The sequence below is a fragment of the Deltaproteobacteria bacterium genome, assembly GCA_016178705.1.
GTDB lineage: Bacteria > Desulfobacterota > Binatia > HRBIN30 > JACQVA1 > JACOST01.
The window spans coordinates 183,427-201,121 of sequence record JACOST010000009.1 but is presented as its reverse complement, the minus strand read 5'-3'; the positions used below and the strand labels follow the sequence as shown (position 1 = coordinate 201,121).

The 17,695-nt window shown below is 64.1% G+C and carries 17 protein-coding genes; all 17 read left to right on the top strand.

The genetic code is table 11. The features are described 5' to 3' along the window. Positions 1–6: 6 nt before the first annotated feature. The 17 genes from HYR72_05125 (at position 7) to HYR72_05045 (ending at position 17,694) form a co-directional block, all read left to right on the top strand. The gene (locus HYR72_05125; GenBank protein ID MBI1814337.1) at positions 7–1,623 is read left to right on the top strand and encodes a hypothetical protein; all 1,617 of its coding nucleotides are present in this window, start codon (positions 7–9) and stop codon (positions 1,621–1,623) included. Positions 1,624–1,643: 20 nt separating this feature from the next. After that, complete coding sequence (locus HYR72_05120; GenBank protein ID MBI1814336.1) at positions 1,644–2,375, top strand: CpsD/CapB family tyrosine-protein kinase; 732 nt, start codon at positions 1,644–1,646, stop codon at positions 2,373–2,375. A gap of 90 nt (positions 2,376–2,465) precedes the next feature. Continuing rightward, positions 2,466–3,833 (top strand): O-antigen ligase family protein, encoded by a 1,368-nt coding sequence (locus tag HYR72_05115; protein MBI1814335.1) that lies wholly within the window; start codon positions 2,466–2,468, stop codon positions 3,831–3,833. A gap of 29 nt (positions 3,834–3,862) precedes the next feature. Next, a complete protein-coding gene (locus HYR72_05110) occupies positions 3,863–5,236 on the top strand; it encodes a glycosyltransferase family 4 protein (protein ID MBI1814334.1) in 1,374 nt (457 codons plus the stop codon). 8 nt (positions 5,237–5,244) lie between these two features. After that, a complete protein-coding gene (locus tag HYR72_05105) occupies positions 5,245–6,165 on the top strand; it encodes a GNAT family N-acetyltransferase (GenBank protein ID MBI1814333.1) in 921 nt (306 codons plus the stop codon). A 3-nt stretch (positions 6,166–6,168) separates the two neighbouring features. Beyond that, positions 6,169–7,257: a methyltransferase domain-containing protein gene (locus HYR72_05100; protein ID MBI1814332.1), complete on the top strand. Its 1,089-nt coding sequence runs from the start codon at positions 6,169–6,171 to the stop codon at positions 7,255–7,257. A 7-nt stretch (positions 7,258–7,264) separates the two neighbouring features. Next, complete coding sequence (locus HYR72_05095; protein MBI1814331.1) at positions 7,265–7,972, top strand: GNAT family N-acetyltransferase; 708 nt, start codon at positions 7,265–7,267, stop codon at positions 7,970–7,972. Further along, positions 7,972–9,837: an HAD-IIIC family phosphatase gene (locus HYR72_05090; protein ID MBI1814330.1), complete on the top strand. Its 1,866-nt coding sequence runs from the start codon at positions 7,972–7,974 to the stop codon at positions 9,835–9,837. The genes HYR72_05095 and HYR72_05090 overlap by 1 nt, the downstream gene beginning before the upstream one ends. Beyond that, positions 9,837–10,070 carry an acyl carrier protein gene (locus HYR72_05085; protein ID MBI1814329.1) on the top strand — a complete coding sequence of 78 codons (234 nt, stop codon included), beginning with the start codon at positions 9,837–9,839 and terminating at the stop codon, positions 10,068–10,070. The genes HYR72_05090 and HYR72_05085 overlap by 1 nt, the downstream gene beginning before the upstream one ends. Further along, the gene (locus HYR72_05080; GenBank protein MBI1814328.1) at positions 10,063–10,500 is read left to right on the top strand and encodes a MaoC family dehydratase; all 438 of its coding nucleotides are present in this window, start codon (positions 10,063–10,065) and stop codon (positions 10,498–10,500) included. Before HYR72_05085 ends, HYR72_05080 begins: the two co-directional genes overlap by 8 nt. Continuing rightward, complete coding sequence (locus HYR72_05075; protein MBI1814327.1) at positions 10,497–11,252, top strand: SDR family oxidoreductase; 756 nt, start codon at positions 10,497–10,499, stop codon at positions 11,250–11,252. Before HYR72_05080 ends, HYR72_05075 begins: the two co-directional genes overlap by 4 nt. 12 nt (positions 11,253–11,264) lie before the next feature. Beyond that, positions 11,265–12,428 (top strand): DegT/DnrJ/EryC1/StrS aminotransferase family protein, encoded by a 1,164-nt coding sequence (locus HYR72_05070; protein ID MBI1814326.1) that lies wholly within the window; start codon positions 11,265–11,267, stop codon positions 12,426–12,428. Then, positions 12,425–13,825 (top strand): sugar transferase, encoded by a 1,401-nt coding sequence (locus HYR72_05065; GenBank protein ID MBI1814325.1) that lies wholly within the window; start codon positions 12,425–12,427, stop codon positions 13,823–13,825. Before HYR72_05070 ends, HYR72_05065 begins: the two co-directional genes overlap by 4 nt. A gap of 44 nt (positions 13,826–13,869) precedes the next feature. Continuing rightward, on the top strand, positions 13,870–14,880 hold the full coding sequence (locus HYR72_05060; GenBank protein MBI1814324.1) for an SDR family oxidoreductase: 1,011 nt from the start codon (positions 13,870–13,872) through the stop codon (positions 14,878–14,880). A 38-nt stretch (positions 14,881–14,918) separates the two neighbouring features. Continuing rightward, positions 14,919–15,980 (top strand): Gfo/Idh/MocA family oxidoreductase, encoded by a 1,062-nt coding sequence (locus HYR72_05055; protein ID MBI1814323.1) that lies wholly within the window; start codon positions 14,919–14,921, stop codon positions 15,978–15,980. Then, positions 15,977–16,948, top strand: a complete 972-nt coding sequence (locus HYR72_05050) for an NAD-dependent epimerase/dehydratase family protein (protein MBI1814322.1) — start codon at positions 15,977–15,979, stop codon at positions 16,946–16,948. Before HYR72_05055 ends, HYR72_05050 begins: the two co-directional genes overlap by 4 nt. Beyond that, positions 16,948–17,694: a class I SAM-dependent methyltransferase gene (locus tag HYR72_05045; protein ID MBI1814321.1), complete on the top strand. Its 747-nt coding sequence runs from the start codon at positions 16,948–16,950 to the stop codon at positions 17,692–17,694. The genes HYR72_05050 and HYR72_05045 overlap by 1 nt, the downstream gene beginning before the upstream one ends. Position 17,695 lies beyond the last annotated feature (1 nt).

The following is a 17,695-nucleotide window of genomic DNA, read 5'->3' as shown; positions in this document are numbered from 1 at the left end:
ATCCCTATGGCACACGAGATACAACGCCCGCGTAACGGCAGCGGCCACGGTAACGGTCATGGCAATGGGAACGCCAACGGGAACGTTCTTGGCAATGGCAACGGCAATGGCAACGGCCATGGGAATGGGAATGGGAACGGTAGCACGCGTACGCTCACGGGTAGCGAGCAAGTGCGCGAAATCTTCCACGTCTTGTTCAAGCGCAAGCGACTCATCCTCGGGCTCTTCATCGTTGTGGCGCTACCAGGACTTGCGGTGTCGGTCTTCAGCAAACCCAAGTATGTAGCCAGCGCGAAGGTGTTGATCACCACGCAGCGCGGCGATGCCGTGGTTCAGTCGACCGACATGACCAAGCTCGCCACCGTTGAACTGAATGAGTCAGCGGTGAACTCCGAGGTCCATATCATCCGCAGTCGTCAAATGCTGGACCAGGTTGTGCGCGGTCTCGCTTATGGTGATGGCAACGGTACGGCGCGGGTCGAGAACGCCAGCTTGAAGGACAAGGACAACGGCATCGATCTCGGTGCGCGCGCGGTGGCTCTGGATACCGCGCTGGTGGTGACGCCGATCAAGGCCTCCAACGTGATCCAGATCGATTACAAGGCCAGCGCCCCGGAAGCCGCTGCGCAAGTGGTCAATCGTGTGGTCGACGAGTACCTCGCCTACCATGCCGAGGTGCACGGCAATAAGGGTCTGGCGCGCTTCTACGAAGACCAGCGCCGCGATCTCGAGAAGCGCCTGCGTAGCGGCGAGGACGCACTCAAGGAATATGCGGAGAGCGTCGGGGTTGTGGCGCCACGCGACGAGATTCAGGCGACGGTGAAGTCGAGCGCCGACCTTGATGGGACGCTGCGCGACGTCAACGCGAACATCAATGGGACGGAAGAAAAGCTCCGCGTAGTACAGCAACAGCTGGCGGATCAACCCCCGATCATCAAGCGTTATCAGTACCTCGAAGTAAACCCGGTGGTGACCCAGCTCACGCAACAGCTGGTTGATCGGCAGGTCGATCGCGTGAACTTGTTGCAAAAGTACACCGACAAGGATCGTCACGTGCGCGACAACGCCCAGGAGATCAGCGAGCTTCAAACGCAGCTTGATGACGAACTGCGCGATCGGCCGACGGTCGTAGCGCGGCAGATGTTGCGCACCAACCCGGTACGGGAAGACCGGCTGCGGGTCTTGCTCGACATGGAGGGTTCGCTGAAGGAGATGCGCGCGCGCCGCGCCACCCTCGAAGAAGATTCCGTGCGTATCGGTCGGCGCCTCATCTTCTTGCGGCAAAAGGCGCTTGAGTACGATCGCCTCGATCAAGAAGTGAAGAACCGCCGGGATGCATTCGAGTTGTACGTTAAACGCGAACAGGAGGCGCGCATCAGCGAAGCCATGGATCAAGAACGACTGATCAACGTCGATGTCGTGCAGCGGCCTGCGCTGCCACTCCAGCGCGCAGACAATCAACGGGTCTCCGTCCTTCTCTCGCTCATTTCAGGCATCGCGGTTAGTCTCGGCGGTGCGTTTGGGTTGGAATACCTGAACCGTTCGCTGCGCTCGGAGTACGATGTCGAGCAACACCTCGGGTTGCCGCTGCTGGGCAGCATTGCGGACTACACCCAGGCGTAACCGGTGGACGGGGACGGGCCTTGAGTAAGATATACGAAGCGCTGAAGAAGGCCGAGGAGGAACGCGATCGGTCGCGCTGGAACGGGCCGGCGGCGGGCGCGCCTGGCGGTGGTCTAGGCGGGCTGACCGCGACCGAAGCCGCGTCGGAGGACTATCAGCGATTGCGGGCCAGCCTTGTCTCCGGTCTCAGCCCCTCCTCATTGCACACAATCTTGGTCACGGCGGCACGCCATGGGGAGGGAGCCAGCACCGTGGCCATCGGACTTGCTACGGCCCTGGCCAAGGAACGAGAAACCCGCGTGCTATTGGTGGAGGGCAATCTGCGGATGCCGAGTCTGGCACGCATGCTGCCGGTTGCCTCCAACGGCGGCCTGACCGATTTCATCAACGGACAGTTGAGCGCCGAAGCGGTTATTTCGCGCGTCGACACGCTCAATCTGTCGGTCATTGTTGCCGGCGCCCCGAGCCGGCGCAGCATGGATCTCGAGCACGTCGCGACGTTGCTGGTACGACTCCGGCCGCAGTTCGATTTCATCGTCATCGATTCACCGCCGGTCAACGGCTATGCGGATGCCTCGGTTCTGGCGCCCAAGGTTGACGGGGTGATCCTCGTCGTCGAGGCCGATCGCACACCGGTGACCGAAGCCGAAGCCGCCAAGCGTCAACTCGACAAGGTGGATGCTCGAATTCTCGGCGTCGTGCTGAATCGGCGCCGATCGTACATTCCCGCGTTTCTCGAGAGCTTGTTGTAACGACCGTTCAAGCGAGACCTTGTGCCTCAAGCCGTTGCCGTCAGAGGCCGTTCTGCGGCCTCCCCAATCTCTACCGGACCGTTGATCGGTTTGGCCTTCGTTGCGCTGTTCGCGGTCGTTGCTGACGTTGCGCTCGGCACCGGAGCCTGGTTTTTCGCGATCACCGGCCTGATGTTGGTCACGCTCGTGGTGACACGCCCCGAAATCGGCATCGTGCTATTTCTGTCGACCTTCTTGGTGACGTATCCGCAGGCTTTGCAGGGGTCGGGCTTCCTCACCATCAACAACATGCTGGGGTTGTTGTTTCTGGTGCTGCTCGCCTACCGCATCCGCGCCCGCGACGATTGGTGGTTCCTGCGCAGCCGCGAGATGCAACTCCTGCTCTTCATCGCGCTCTGCTACGCCGTGTCGGAGATGTTCAATGGCCCCGAGAGCCGCCTGGCGGAATTGATTGGCCCGACTGAACGAAATATCGCGGCGCGGCTGTACCTCAACCGCGTCGCCTTCGTGCTGTTCTTCGCGACGTTCATTCGCACCCCGGCGCAGATGCGGCTGGTGTATCTGCTGGTGATCGCCATGATGGTGATGAGTGCGTTGTCTGGGTTGCAGGGCGGTCTGACAAGTGGGGGTTTGTACGGGAGTCGCGCGTCCAGTGTCGTGCAAGGCGGCATCGCTCAGGCGGGTAACCCCAATCGAGTGGCGATGTACGCCATCATCTGCATCGGGGCGCTCTGGTATCTGCGGCGACAAGTTCGTAGTCGTGTCGGACAGATCTCTCTGCTGGGGCTCATCGTGCTGCTGGCGATCACGGTCATGATGACCGCCTCGCGCAGCGGAATGCTCGGGTTGTTCGCCTGCGTGGCCTTCATCGTGATCGAGGAAGGCGTCTCCTTGCGTCGCCTGTTGGCACTTGGCTTGGTCGGCGTGGTCACCGCGGCCTTGGTGCTACAGGTCGTGCCGGAGAAGAATTTGGAGCGGCTCGGTAACCTGCCAGGCAGTGCCGCGTCGACCGGTGCGGTGGGGACCGGTTCGCTGGAACGACGCGCCTACACCTTTGAGGTCGGCTACGAGATTGTGCGCGACAATTTGCTCCTGGGCGTCGGTGCCGGCAATTGGGAAATCGTCCGCTTCATTAATGATCCGGCGCGTTCGACGGCGCCGCCGCACAGTTCGCCCATATTGGCCATGGCGGAGGGCGGAATTTTTTGCCTGCTCTCGTTTGTCGCGTTGTTCTGGTGCACGTTTCAAAACCTTTCGGTGGCGCAGCAACTCTTACCGCCAGCGCGGCGCGTGCGCGACCTCAACTGGATCGTGAGTGGCGCGCGGACCGGGGTGATCGCCATCGCGGTGTTCTCCTTGGTAGCCGATCTGTGGCAATCTATTGTGCTGTTTTGGCTAGTCGGGCTCGGGATCGTGGTGCGGCGGTACGCGGAAGCTCGTAGTCGCGCGATGTCATGAATCCGGATCGACGGGTGGAGCGGCGGGACATGGCCCCGGCCGTCGCGTATGTGTTCCCGGCCTTCCCGGTCCTGCACCAAACCTTTGTGCTCTGGGAAGTGCTGGCTTTGCGCGCGCGCCAGGTCCCGATTCGACTCTATTCCCTGAAGCGGCCGGCCGCTGATGAAGCCCAGCAGCCGGAGGCGGCTACTCTGCGCGCCGAAGTGACGTACTTGCCATGGGCGCTCCATCCGCGCATGTGGCGGAGCAACTTTGTCACCCTTGTCCGACAACCTGGTCGCTACTTCGGTGTGTTCCGTGATCTCACGCGTGAGTGGCGCGACGACCGGCACCGCTCGACTGCGGATGTGGCGCCCGAGCGTATGGGCCTGCGCGAGCGAGCGCTCGGCTTCTACAACACCAATCCAGTGTTGTTCCTGCTCAAGTCGTTGGTACTCGCATGGAAAAGTGTGCACCTCGGTTGCACGCTGCAACAAGACGGTGTTCGCCATCTGCACGCGCACTGGGCGAGCTATCCGGCCACAGTGGCATATGTCGTACATCGACTCTACGGTATCGAATTCAGCTTCACGGCCCACGCCTATGATATCTACATGACCCAATACCTGCTGTCGGCCAAGCTACGGGCGGCACGCTTTGTCGTCACCTGTGCGGCCACTAACGCCACGTATCTGGCGGACACATTCCAGGCGGATCGGCGCAAGTTGGTGGTGAACTATCACGGCGCCGACTTGCAGCGATTCGCCTATCGACCACGCGCCGCGCGACCGGTCCCGCTGGTGCTCACCTGCGGCCGTCTCGAACGCTACAAAGGCATGCACGTCTTGTTGCAAGCGTGTGCCCACTTGATGGAACAGGGCTTGGTGTTCGAGTGCCAACTCGTCGGCGAAGGGCCGCAACGCGCGGAACTCGAAACCTTGGCCGAACGGCTCGGCGTGGGAAGTCGTGTACATTTTGTCGGCGCGATGACGCAGGCGAAACTGGCGGCGCTGATGGCCGAGGCCACGGTCTTCGTGCTCGCGAGCGTCGTTGTGCGACGGTACGGCAAGCAAGACGTAATCCCGAACGTGCTGGTCGAGGCTCTCGCGTCGCGCGTGCCGGTCATCGCGTCGGATGTGGGAGGTGTGCGGGAGTTGGTGCAAGATGGTCACACCGGCCGTCTGGTGCGGCCCGAGCGCCCGGAAGAGCTGGCAGAGGCGATTGCCGACCTGCTGCGCGACCCGGCACAACGAGAACGCTTGGCGGTGGAGGGACAGCGCTTTGTCCAGCGATACTTCGATCGCGAGGCCAACATCGAGCAACTCGCGGATCTCATGCGTGCCGCCGGTCGACCCGATGGCGACGTGGATGCGCTGCTTGGTGATGGCCGAGCAGCGGTAGCGCCCGCGGCGATGGCGAGCTGAGGCTTGCAATGGCCAGTCCCTTCGCGACGTTTCTTTCAGCCATCGGCCACCGCGTCGTTACGACGTCCAGCGGCGAGTGGTTCGATGCCGGACCGCGCTTCTTTCTCAGTTTGCCTTTTCATCGTGTGATCACCCCCGATGCCGGCGAACTGCGTCAGGTGATGCGTGATGGTCGCGGGTTCGGCGCCCGCTTCGTCGCACCACCGAACGGTCCGGGCCGCTTGAGTTATCAAATCGTTTGTGACGAGCGGCCCTACGACGTTGAGCGCTTGAGCCCCAACACGCGCAGCAAGGTTCGGCGCGGGTTGCGCCGTTGCCGAGTTGAGCGAGTGGACTGTGCGCTCATTGCGCGCGACGGCCGTCGAGCCCATCTCGACACCATGCAGAGGCAGGATCGGGCCCCATCGGATGGCGCGGCGGCGCGGCAGCACTGGGAACGATATTGGGCAGCGGCCGCGCAAGCGCCTGAAATGGAAGCGTGGGGCGCATTCGTAGACGATCAGTTGGCGGCGTACCTGTTGACGGTACAACTCGAAGACCGCTGCGAGTTTCTGCTCGCCCGGTCATGTAACGCCTATCTTGGCCAATACCCCAACAACGCACTCATCTATACGGTTGCGCGCGCGACGCTCGAGCGTCCGACTGTTGCCGAGATCACGTTCGGACTCGAATCGCTCGAGCCGGTGGATGCGCTCGATCAGTTCAAGTTCGCGATGGGATTCCGGCATCGACCGCTGCGCCAACGTATCGTAGTGCGGCCCGGTCTGGCGGGACTGCTGCGGGCGCCGACCGTCGGACGGGTAGTGCGTTGGTACGCCGAGCGGCCGGGGGTACATCCGGGCTGGCGCAAGCTGGCGGGGATCATCGACTTCATGCGGGAAGATTCGACGCCGCTGCCGTGGCGATCCGACACGCAGCCAGCGCACTAGGGTATGGAACGGGAACTCTTAGATATTCTTGCCTGCCCTCGTTGCGGCGGTGCGCTGGCCGTGACGATCAGCGAAGAGCACGACGGCGACATCGTTGCCGGGACTCTGACCTGTGGGTGTCGCGAGCGCTATCCGATTGAAGACGGGGTGCCGTATCTCCTCATGGGCGCGGCCGGGACCGCGCGCGGGACGCGCCTTGCGCCAGAGGAAGCCGCAGCCGCGCTCGACGCACTGAAGTTGCCGGAGCCGGAGCGCGTGACAGTCGCGAACATCTACTTTCACAACGTGATGGCGCCGGACTATGAACAGGATCGCTCGACCAAGGGCATCTTTGGCCCGACCTGTCAGCGGCGTATCGATGAAGCGGTTCAAGAGATGCGTAGCCGAACGAGCGGCGACGTCTTTCTCGACATCGGCTGCGGCACCGGAAACATCCTTGGCCACGCGGCGCGACACTTTGGCCGTGCCATCGGTATGGACGTATCTCCCGGCATGCTCGCACTATCGCGCGCGCGCGGTTTGCGTGTCGTGGGTGGCGCGGCCGACGCCATCCCGTTTCGCCCCGGCACGGTCGATGCCGTGTCCGTCTTCTCCGTGTTGCATCATTTGTATGATCCCAAAGCCCTGCTGGCCCAAATTGCGCGCGTGATGAAGCCAGGGGGCGTGCTGTACACCGATTGGGATCCGAACGCGGATGCGCGCCGCCGCATGGCGCGTGTCGAGTGGCTGCGCGTTGGTTACGGGCGGGCGGTTGGATTCGCGACGCGGGTTGGTCGGGCGCTCGGCCTTCCGATGCGGTCGCATCTCCACACGAGCGAACAGGAACCGTTGGTCGAACTGACCGAGTATCACGACAAACCCGGCGTCGGCCTCGATGGCCAGGAACTCCGCCTCGAGCTGTTGCGGCTAGGTTTTCGGGACGTTCGCGTGGTGTGTCACTGGAACAGCCCAAGTTGCCGCAGCGAACGCACGAGCGTGCCGCGCGAGTTGCCGTTGGCCGAGCGGGCCAAAGCATTTGCACGCATGGTGTTGACGATGACCTTCGATCCCGAGGCGCTCGCGCCATTGTTGCTGATCATGGCGCAGAAGTAGGCGGAACGTGACACTGGCTCGAGTGCGAGAAGATGTCGACGACGGGCGGGTGGTACAGCCCGCCTATACGCTGCGGCCGATGTCGGAGGGGGATGTGGAGCAAGTCGTTGCCTTGCACCAAGCGTGTTACCCCGATGCGTTGCTTACCGCGATGGGGTCAAAGGTGCTGCGCGCGGTGTATCGCAGCTACGCCCGTTCGCCTCGCTGCGTTTCGCTGGTGGCGGAAGTCGATGGTCGGGTCGTAGCCGCCGTCAACGGCGCAATTGGCGAAGGGTTCGTGCGGGACATCGCCCGCCGGCATCCAGTGGTGGTGCTGGTGGGGATCGCGCGCGTGCTCGCAACCCAGCCGCGCTTGCGTGAATTGTTGCTCAAGCGTGCGGTCGCTGTGTGGCGGCGCACGAATACCGCTGCCCCGGCCGAGTCGCCGGCGCGACGGTTCACCTGGCGATCACAAGCGGTCGCGCCCGCGTTCCGCGGCAGCGGGCTGATCTTCCCGCTGATCAAGGAGATGATTCACGAACTGCAAGCGCGCGGAGTGGCGGAGATCTTCTCGACGCCCGAAATCGATAACCAGCCCTCGATGTGGATTCACCGCGTGCTCGGCTTCCGGCGGATCGGCGAGCGCGTCAGCGAGAATGGCAAGCAACAAGCGGTGTTCGTTTTGCCGCTCCAGTCGGTTCGCGACGAGGCCGGCGCGACCGTAGGACAGGCGTGATGCGCGGGGCAGAGGCGACACAGGTGAACAACGGAGTCGTCGTGGATCTCGCGGCCATCTTCGATGCCGTGCGGCGCGAGCCGACCTACGCCAACCATTGTCGCGCGCTGGCGCAGCTGCGTGCTCAGGGCGAACCGCTGCCGCGCGATGCTCGCCGGGTGGCCGTGCTGAGCAATTTCACGGTCGAACCAGTGGCGACCTGCGTGGTCGTTCAGGCGCACGTGCAAGGTTGCCCCATCGAGCTCTACGTGGCGCCGTACAATGAGCAGGCGAAGCAGATCCTCGACCCGGCGAGTGGGTTGCATCAATTTCGGCCCGACGTGATCGTGATCATGTTGTCGTTGTCGGCGATTGCGCCGGGTGTTGTGGCGGAGCCCTGGCAAGACAGTGCGACGCGGCGCCTGGTTGTCGCGAGCGGACTAGCTGAGTTGGCGGAGCTGCTGGCCGCGCTCCGCGAGCGAACCCGGGCCACTCTCGTGGTGAGCAACGTGGCCCCGTTCGAGGCGTCGCCGCTCGGCGTCCTCGATTGGCAAGAATTGACTGGCGTCGCGCGGGCCGTGGAAGAGCTCAATCATGGGCTGGCAGATTGGGCGCATGCGCATGAACGCGTGTACGTGATGGACGTGGCAGGCCTGACCGCGACGTTCGGTCGCGAACGTGCCTTCGATCAGCGGATGCGTCTCCTCGCGGATCAGCCATTCGCGACCGGTTTCTTGCCGCGCCTCGGCAGCGAGATTGTCCGCTATCTGCGTGCCACTGTCGGGCCGGCGCGCAAGTGCTTGGTGCTCGATCTCGACAATACGCTGTGGGGCGGCATCCTCGGTGAAGACGGCGTCGCGCGCCTCCGTCTGGGCGGTGATGCCGCCGGTGAAGGCTTCCGTGAATTTCAGCAGGCGATTCTTGCGTTGCATCAACGTGGAGTGTTGCTGGCGCTGTGCAGCCGCAACGACGAAGCCGAGGCCCTGGCGGTCGTGCGCGAGCACCCCGGCATGGTGCTCCGGCCCGAGCATTTCGCCACCGTGCGCGTGAACTGGCTCGATAAGGTGCAAAACCTGCGCGCCGTGGCCGCTGATTTGAACATTGGACTCGACAGCTTGGTGTTCGCTGACGACGATCCGTTCGAGCGTCAGAATGTGCGCGAGCGTCTACCCGAAGTTCTGGTCGTCGATCTCCCGCGCGACCCCGCCCTCTATCGCGGCACGCTGCTGCAGCTGACGGCGTTCGATACGTTGCAGGTTACGGCGGAGGATCGCGCGCGGAGCCGCATGTATCACGAGCGCCGCGCGCGTGAGCAGGTGCGTCACGAAGCCGGCTCGCTTGAGAGCTACCTGATGGGCCTCGCCATGGAGATCGCGGCCGTGCCCGCTGAGGGTGCGGTCCGGACGCGGCTGTTCCAACTCGTGCACAAGACCAATCAGTTCAATCTGACGAACCGCCGCTACAGTGAGGCGGAGTTCGACGCCATGATCGACCAGCGCAGCCATCGCGTTGTGGGTGTGCGCGTGCGCGATCGCCTGGGCGACAGCGGAGTCGTTGGCCTCGCGGTGCTGCGCTTCGAGGGCACCTTCTGCGACATCGACACGTTTCTGCTCAGCTGCCGTGTGCTCGGTCGCTCGATCGAGACCGGCGTATTGGCCTACATCGTCGACCTCGCGCGGCAAGCGGGCGCGACACAACTGCGCGGCCGCTATGTCGCCACGCCGAAGAATGAGCAGGTCCGCGAGTTCTACGCTCGGCATGGATTCGTGTCGGCCGGACGCGTGGATGATGCCGAGGTGTGGCAGGCGGATCTGGCTGACTTTCGTGTCGCCGCGCCGCCGTGGGCGCGGGTTGGGGTGGCGGCGGACGGTGGAGCGGCGGGGTGATGAATCAATTGTGCGGGCTAGTGGCGGAGATATTGGGGGTCGATGTTGGTGAAGTCAATCCGGAGACGGGGCCGCTCGTACTGCCGCCGTGGGATTCCCTCAATCACATGCGATTGGTTGCGGCGATCGAAGAGACCTACTGCGTGCAGCTCACCACCGACGAGATTACCAACGTGCTCAGCGTGAGCGACTTCGCTACGCTGCTACGCGAACGAGGGGTCAGAGTTGATTGACGAGCCCGCACGCGCGCCCGACCGGAGCTATGGCAGCATTCAGGCCGGTGAGGAGGCGTCCTTCAGCCGCGTCATCGACGCTGCGGTCGTGGCGACCTTCGCCACGCTCACCGGCGACTTCAATCCGTTGCACATGGATGGGGTCTATGCCGCGACGACCCAATTCGGTGAACGTGTCGCGCACGGAATGCTTGTGGCCTCCTACTTTTCGACGCTGGTTGGCATGTATCTCCCCGGTCGGCGCGCCGTGTTCTTGTCGCAAGACGTGCGCTTCGCGAAACCGGTTCGGCTCGGCGAGCGCATCACCTTTCGTGGCCGGGTTCGGCGCAAGACCGACAGCTTGAAGATGCTCGATCTCGACACCTGGGCGCTCAATGACGCTGGAGAAGAAGTCGTGCGCGGGCGTGCACAGGTGATGGTGTTGTCATGAGTGACCCGCGAACCGGTGTGGCGCTGGTGACGGGCGCAAGCCGCGGAGTTGGTGCGGCGATTGCCCGGCGGCTGAGCCAGGAGGGACTGACCGTAGGGGTCAACTTTCTTGAACACGAAGAGGCCGCGGCCAATGTCGTGCGCGAGATAGAAGAGGCAGGTGGGCGCGCGCTCGCCATTCGTGCGGACGTGCGGGATGAGGAGGCGCTGCGTGCGGCAGCGCGCTATCTGCACGACGAAATCGGTCCCATTGCCGTGTTGGTACACAATGCGGGTGCGCGCTTGCAACCGGCCAAGTTCGCCGAGGTCGGGTGGGATGATTTTCAGCAGCACTTCGATGTCGCCGTGCGCGGCGCCGTCAACGCATGCCGCGTCTGTTTGCCGGGAATGGCCGAACGCCGGCATGGCGCGGTGATCTTTGTCGGCAGCGCCGCGGCGCATGCCGTGCCGCCGCCGCAATGGAGCAGTTACGTTACCGCCAAAGCGGCCTTGCGGGGGTTGGCGCGCGCGTTGGCGGTTGAATATGGCGCCTTCGGCGTTCGCGTGAACACCGTATCGCCTGGGATGGTGCCGACGGAGCTTACGGCATTTGTGCCCGATCGAATGAAGCAGATGATTGCGCAGCAAGCCCCGCTCAAACGATTGGCGAGCGGGGAGGACGTGGCGGGTGCTGTCGCCTTTCTCGCCTCTGAGGCGGGTGCCTATGTCACCGGGGTCGATCTGCCGATCGCCGGTGGCACCGTGATGGAGTGAGGACTAGAGGCCATGGCAGAGACTGACATTCCGTTTCATCGACCGCCGATTGGCGAAGAGGAAATCGCCGCCGTGGTCGATACGCTGCGCTCGGGCTGGATCACGATGGGTCCCAAGACGCGGCAATTCGAGGAAGCGTTTGCGGCTGCGATTGGTGCCCGCCATGCGATCGCCGTCAGTTCCTGCACCGCCGCGCTGCACCTCGGGCTCGATGCACTCGGGATCGGCCCTGGCGACGAGGTCATCACGACGACCTACACGTTCACGGCAACGGTGGCGACCATCGTTCATACCGGCGCGCGTCCAGTGTTGGTCGACTGCCGCGACGACGATCTCAACATCGATTGCGACGAGGTGCGGCGCAAGGTGACCGCGCGCACGAAAGCCATCGTCCCAGTTCATTTCGCCGGTCAGCCGGTGCAGATGGATCAGATTGCAGACATCGCCAAGCAACACGGCCTCCTGGTACTCGAAGACGCTGCGCACGCGCTCCCCGCCGCGTTTCATGGACGAACCATCGGCACGCTCAGTCCGCTCACGGCGTTCAGCTTCTATGCGACGAAGAACATCACCACCGGTGAAGGTGGCATGCTGACCACCGATGACGACGACTTGGCGGATCGGCTGCGGCCGCGCCGGCTGCACGGCATGAGTCGGGATGCGTGGCGGCGCTACACCGCCGAGGGTTCGTGGCGCTACGACGTCGAGTATCCCGGGTTCAAGTACAACATGACCGATATCAACGCCGCGCTCGGGCTCGTGCAGCTGCCGAAAATGGAGCAGTTTCGGCTGGCGCGCGAGCGGCTGGCGGCGGCGTACACCGCGTGTCTGCGCGATGTCCCCGAAGTCCGCACGCCGATGGTCCACCCCGATGTGAAGCATGCGTGGCATCTCTACGTGTTGCGGGTACGTCCGAGCGCGAGGATTTCGCGCGACCGTTTGATCGAAGAACTCAAGCAACTCGGCATCGGCACCAGCCAACACTTCATTCCCATCCATTTGCACTCGTACTTTCGTCGGGCCCTCGGCGTGGAGCCCGCGGACTTTCCGGTCGCGACGGCGGCCGCCGAGAGCACGCTGTCGCTTCCGCTCTATCCGGATCTGTCTGTGCGCGACGCGGAGCGGGTGGCCGGGGCGATTCGTCGACTGGTGCAAGGAAGTGGGTCACGAGCATGAAGCGCTTCTTCGACTGCGGGCTGGCCGTGCTCGGCTTGATCTTCCTGTTGCCGCTGCTGCTGCTGGTGGCGGTGATGATCAAGCTCGATTCGACGGGCCCCGTGTTCTTTCGCCAACGTCGTGTGGGATTGAACGGCCAGCTCTTCGCGATCTTCAAGTTCCGCACGATGGTGGATGGCGCGTATCGGATGGGCTCGCGCCTGACCACCAAGCGCGACCCGCGCGTGACCCGGGTCGGGCAGATTCTGCGCTGGTTCAAGATCGACGAGCTGCCGCAGCTCATCAACGTCGCGATCGGCGAGATGAGTCTGATCGGGCCGCGCCCGGAGGACCCACACTTCGTGCAGTTCTACACGCCGGCGCAGCGCGTCGCGCTGTCGGTGCGGCCGGGGATCGTTGGGCCGAGCCAGATTCTCGGCCGCGATGAGTTGGAGAGCTACCCCGAAGGCCTCAAGGACACCGAGCGCTACTACATCGATCACATTCTGTCGGAGAAGCTCGGGCGCGACATGGAGTATGTGAAGACTGCGACGCTCAGTGGCGATCTCAAGCTGCTCGTGCACGGCCTGTGGGTGACGTTGCGCGGCGCGATTAAGACCAAGTACCTGTGGCGCCGGCGCCGGCGCATCGCGCTGATCGGAGCGGACTTGCTGCTCTCCGCGCTGTCGTTCTGGGTTGCCGTGTTGATCCGCTACGAAGGCGATTGGCCGGACGATCCGCGCTTCGCGCTACCACCGATGTTGATTGTGCTGCTCGCGCGCCCGATCGCACTCATGTACTACGGCGCGTATCAGGGGATCCCGGCTTATTTCGGCTTGTGGGACGTGGTGGCGATGTTCAAGGCCGTGTCATTGAGCGCGGTCGTGACCGCCGGCATCACGTTCTTCGTCGGGCTGCAGAAATTTCCGCGCTCGGTGTTCGCGATCGATTGGGCGCTGGTGTTGTTCCTATTGGGCAGCCTGCGCTACGGGCTGCGCGGATGGGTGCGGCGCGACGTGCGCCAGCAGCAGCCCCGCAAGCAGCCGGCGCTGATCGTTGGTGCCGGCAGCGGTGGCGAACAGATCAGCCGCATGCTGCTCGAAGATCCGCTGTCGCCATACCGGCCCATCGGGTTCATCGACGAATCGGCCGACCGATGGGGCTCGCTGATTCACGGCATTCGTGTGCTCGGCGGCCGCGCCGAGTTGCCACTCGCCCTGTCGGCGAACGATGTCAAGGCAGTGTTCGTGTGCCTCTCCGATCTGCAGGATGGTGAGGCGCAAGAAGTGATGGGGATGTGTGAGCGCAAAGGGGTGGACTACCGCGTGGTGCCGTCGCTGACGGATTTGCTCAACACCGACGTCTTCACCGTCGAACGCCCGGGCTATGCACCGCAACGCAGCGCTGCCCGTCGCTAGCATACGCATTCACAAGTCTACGCATTCAAGGGGAGAGCAGTACTATGTCCAACGATATCGTCTTGGTGACCGGTGGGGCTGGCTACGTCGGTTCCCACCTGACTCGCACGCTGCTGGCCGACGGCTTCCGCGTCCGCATTCTGGATAATTTTCTGTACGGTGATCATGGCATCGCCGATATGCGCGAGGATCCCCGGCTCGATGTTCGGTTCGGCGACATCTGCAACATTCGCGACGTAGCGCATGCGGTGAAGGGTGTCCGCGCTGTCGTTGCCTTAGCGGCAGTCGTGGGCGATCCGGCCTGCGAGGTTGATCCACGCGAGACCATGATGATCAACTTCGAGTCCACACGCTGTTTGCTCGATGCGGCCCGTGAGGCCGAGGTGCAGCGCTTGGTGTTCGCCTCATCCTGCAGCGTCTACGGAGCGAACGGCACGGAGTTGCTCGTGGAGGATTCGCACCTCAATCCGGTGTCCTTGTACGCGCGCACCCGCATTATGTCGGAAGAGGTGTTGTTGCACGAACGCGGTCCGATGGAAGTCATCATCCTGCGTCTGGCCACCGTGTGCGGCCTGTCGACGCGGATGCGCTTCGATCTGATGGTCAACACGATTACCGCGCGGGCGGCGGTCGATCACCGCGTGCGCATTCTCGGCGTCGATCAGTGGCGCCCGCATCTGCACGTGCGCGATGCGGCTGCCGCGTTTGCGGCGGCAGTGTCGGCGCCGTCCGATGCCGCACAAGGTGGAATCTTCAACGTCGGTCACGAGTCGCAGAACTTCACCATCGGTGAGGTGGCCGAGAAGGTAGTCCAGTATCTGCCCGACACCGTGGTGGAGTATGCCAACGGCAACGGCGATCGGCGTAGCTACCGGGTCAGTTTCGATCGTATCCGTGAACAACTCGGATTCGTCCCGCAGCATACCGTCGATGATGCAATTCGGGAGGTGCGGGCGGCCATCGCCGGCGGCGGTGTCGGCGACTACGAAGACGAGCGCTATCACAATGTGAAATGGCTGCGCCGCACGGGTTTGCGGCGCGCCACCGCGCAGTAGTTCCCGCCTGGTCGTCCCCGTCTCTTCCTAACAGTCGGATGAGTTCTCTATCGCGTCTCTCGGTCGCGCTCGTCGGGTGCGGCCGCATCGCCCAGGTGCACCAGCAGTATCTTGCCGAAGTGCCCGAGGCGGAACTGGTCGCCGTGTGCGATGGCGATCCCGCGGCGCGCACGGCCATGAGTGGACGCGCCGCGGTGCCGGCCTACGCCACGCTGGACGAAATGTTGCGTTGCGCGACGCCGCAGGTGGTCCACATCCTGACGCCGCCGCCGACCCACGCCGCGCTGGCGATGACCGCGCTGGCAGCGGGCGCGCACGTGTTGATCGAAAAGCCAATGGCGCTGTCGGCCGCCGACGCGGATGCGCTGGTGGCTGCGGCGCGTCGGCACGGCCGCTACGTGACTGCCGATCACAACCGGTGGTTCGATCCCGTGATGCGGCGGGCGCGGGCGCTGCTCGACGGGGGCGGAATCGGCGAACTGACGGGTGTCGAGATCTTTCAGGGCGCGGTGGGCGAAGGCGATGCCGCGACGCTGGGATGGAAGTCGACTCTGCCCGGTGGACCGATGCACGACGTCGCGCCGCATCCGGTGTATTTCCTGCGCCACTTCCTCGGTGCGCTCGACGCGGTCGAAGTCATGAGTACGCGCAACGCTGCCGGGCAGGTGACGGAAGCGCGCGTAATCGCGCAAGGCGTATCGGGCTGGGGCACGGTCACGCTGTCGATGCGAACGCGACCGGCAAGTAACTGGGTACGTCTGTTCGGTACCACCGCCACCGCGGAGGTCAATCTCAATCACATGACGTTGGTCGTCTACCGCGAGCATCAGGTGTCGAAGCTGGTCGGCAAGGTGCTACCGAATCTCGACGTGGCGTGGCAGCTCGTGCGTGACACGGCGCTCAATGGCGTGGATTTCTTGCGCGGCCGGCAGCGGTTCTATCCCGGCATCGGCGCACACCTGCGCGAGTTCTACCGCTGCCTTGCGCTCGGCCTGCCGCCGCCAGTGAGTGCCGAGGAAGCGCGCGACGTCGTCGCGTTGTGTGAGCGGATTCTGAGCGGATCGCCAACGGTCGAGCCGGTGCGGGCGGTCGGCACGTGAAGGCGTTGGTCACCGGCGCCGCCGGATTCCTCGGCCGCCACGTCGTAGCGCGTTTGCTGGCGGAAGGTGTGGGAGTACGGGCGCTGGTGCGTAATTCTGCAGCCACAGTGCCAGCTGAAGCGGAGCGCGTCGAGGTTGATCTGGGCAACCTCGACGATGACGCCGCGCTGCGCGGCGCGGTCGCGGGTGTCGACTGGGTGATCCATGCCGCCGCCCGCGTTTCCACGAGCGGCACCTGGGCAGAATTTGATGCCGCCAATGTGAGTGGCACGGCGCGGCTGCTGCACGCGGCCACCGCTACCGGCGTCAAACGGGTCGTCCACGTCAGCTCGTTGAGTGTGTACGCAGTGCCCGCGAACGGCGTCACGATCACCGAAGACAGCCCGTACGAAGCGGGCGCCGGTGAGCGCGGCTTCTATTCGCGCTCAAAGCTGATTGCGGATCGCCTCGTGATGCAAGCCGCGTGCGGCGGGGCCGCTGTCACATTGGTTCGCCCGGGATTGTTATATGGGCCGGGCAGGCGGCCACCGCTGGCGCGGCGAGCGATTCCGCTCGGTCCCCTGCGGTTCATCCTGGGAAGCCCTCGCTACTTGTTGCCGATGAGTTACGTAGAGAACGTTGCCGACGCGTTGCTGTCGGCCGCCCGCGCCGAGGGTGCTTCCGGCCGCGCGTACACGGTAGTCGACGCGAACGTTCCGCAGGTCGAGTATACGGAACGCTATCGCCAAGCAGCCGGGGAACATTGGCGCGCGGTGTACATTCCGGCAGCGCCTTTGATGCCAATGGCGCGCGCAGCGGAACTGGTGTTTCGCCTGATCGGGCGCAGCGCACCGCTGACCCGACACCAACTGCGCCGCACCACGTGGAGCGCTTACTATGACTGCGGTCGGGCCGAGCGCGAACTCGGCTGGCGGCCGCGTGTAGATCTGGCTGAAGGGTTGCGGCGCGCGTTTGCCGTAGTGGACTGATGGCGCTCCAGCAACCGGACGAGATCAAAGGGTACTACCGCGATCGCGAGGTCGTGGCGCGCTACATCGAACGGCGTACCGCGCAACCGCTCAACGGCGCGCTGCATCAAGCGCAGGTGCGCTTTCTCCGTCAGTTGGTTGCCGAGCGCGCCCCGCGGTGCGTGCTCGAAATTGCGCCGGGTCCAGCGCGCTTGACGGCGGAAGTGCCGGTGCCCGGGTTGGGCGTCGGCTTGGAATTCAGCGAGGGTATGTTGGCGGCGGCGCGTGCTCGCATCGATGCCAGGGCGGGCTGGCGCTTCGTGCGCACGGATGCCTTTCACTTACCCGTGCGCGATGGGGGCGCGGATTTGGTGTTCACGGTGCGATTCATTCGCCGCTTTCATCTCGCCGACCGACAGCGCCTCTACGCGGAAATTCACCGCGCGCTGCGGCCGGGCGGTGCACTGGTGCTCGACGCGCAGAACCGCGCGGTGGCGTTGCCACACCGTGAGGCGCGTGGACTCGATCGCTACCCGGTGTACGACGAGCTGTACGATCGGCCGCAACTCGAGGCCGAGTTGCACGCCGCGGGGTTTCGAGTGGAACGCGTCGAAGGGCTGATTCGCCACGCACGCGTTCAACGATCGCTCAATCAGTTGCGGCGCTTTCATTTGGCCGGCGTGGCGCGTGCGTTGATCGACGCGGTCGAATTGGTACCCAGTGCGAATCCATCCACCTGGCTCGTGCTCTGCGAGAAGGCCGCCTAGT

What these genes read in the sequence shown, in the direction of transcription:
- HYR72_05125 (MBI1814337.1), top strand. Translation starts at nt 7, where the DNA reads ATGGCACACGAGATACAACGCCCGCGTAACGGCAGCGGCCACGGTAAC.
- HYR72_05110 (MBI1814334.1), top strand. Translation starts at nt 3,863, where the DNA reads ATGGCCCCGGCCGTCGCGTATGTGTTCCCGGCCTTCCCGGTCCTGCAC.
- HYR72_05105 (MBI1814333.1), top strand. Translation starts at nt 5,245, where the DNA reads ATGGCCAGTCCCTTCGCGACGTTTCTTTCAGCCATCGGCCACCGCGTC.
- HYR72_05100 (MBI1814332.1), top strand. Translation starts at nt 6,169, where the DNA reads ATGGAACGGGAACTCTTAGATATTCTTGCCTGCCCTCGTTGCGGCGGT.
- HYR72_05090 (MBI1814330.1), top strand. Translation starts at nt 7,972, where the DNA reads ATGCGCGGGGCAGAGGCGACACAGGTGAACAACGGAGTCGTCGTGGAT.
- HYR72_05085 (MBI1814329.1), top strand. Translation starts at nt 9,837, where the DNA reads ATGAATCAATTGTGCGGGCTAGTGGCGGAGATATTGGGGGTCGATGTT.
- HYR72_05075 (MBI1814327.1), top strand. Translation starts at nt 10,497, where the DNA reads ATGAGTGACCCGCGAACCGGTGTGGCGCTGGTGACGGGCGCAAGCCGC.
- HYR72_05070 (MBI1814326.1), top strand. Translation starts at nt 11,265, where the DNA reads ATGGCAGAGACTGACATTCCGTTTCATCGACCGCCGATTGGCGAAGAG.
- HYR72_05065 (MBI1814325.1), top strand. Translation starts at nt 12,425, where the DNA reads ATGAAGCGCTTCTTCGACTGCGGGCTGGCCGTGCTCGGCTTGATCTTC.
- HYR72_05060 (MBI1814324.1), top strand. Translation starts at nt 13,870, where the DNA reads ATGTCCAACGATATCGTCTTGGTGACCGGTGGGGCTGGCTACGTCGGT.
- HYR72_05055 (MBI1814323.1), top strand. Translation starts at nt 14,919, where the DNA reads ATGAGTTCTCTATCGCGTCTCTCGGTCGCGCTCGTCGGGTGCGGCCGC.
- HYR72_05045 (MBI1814321.1), top strand. Translation starts at nt 16,948, where the DNA reads ATGGCGCTCCAGCAACCGGACGAGATCAAAGGGTACTACCGCGATCGC.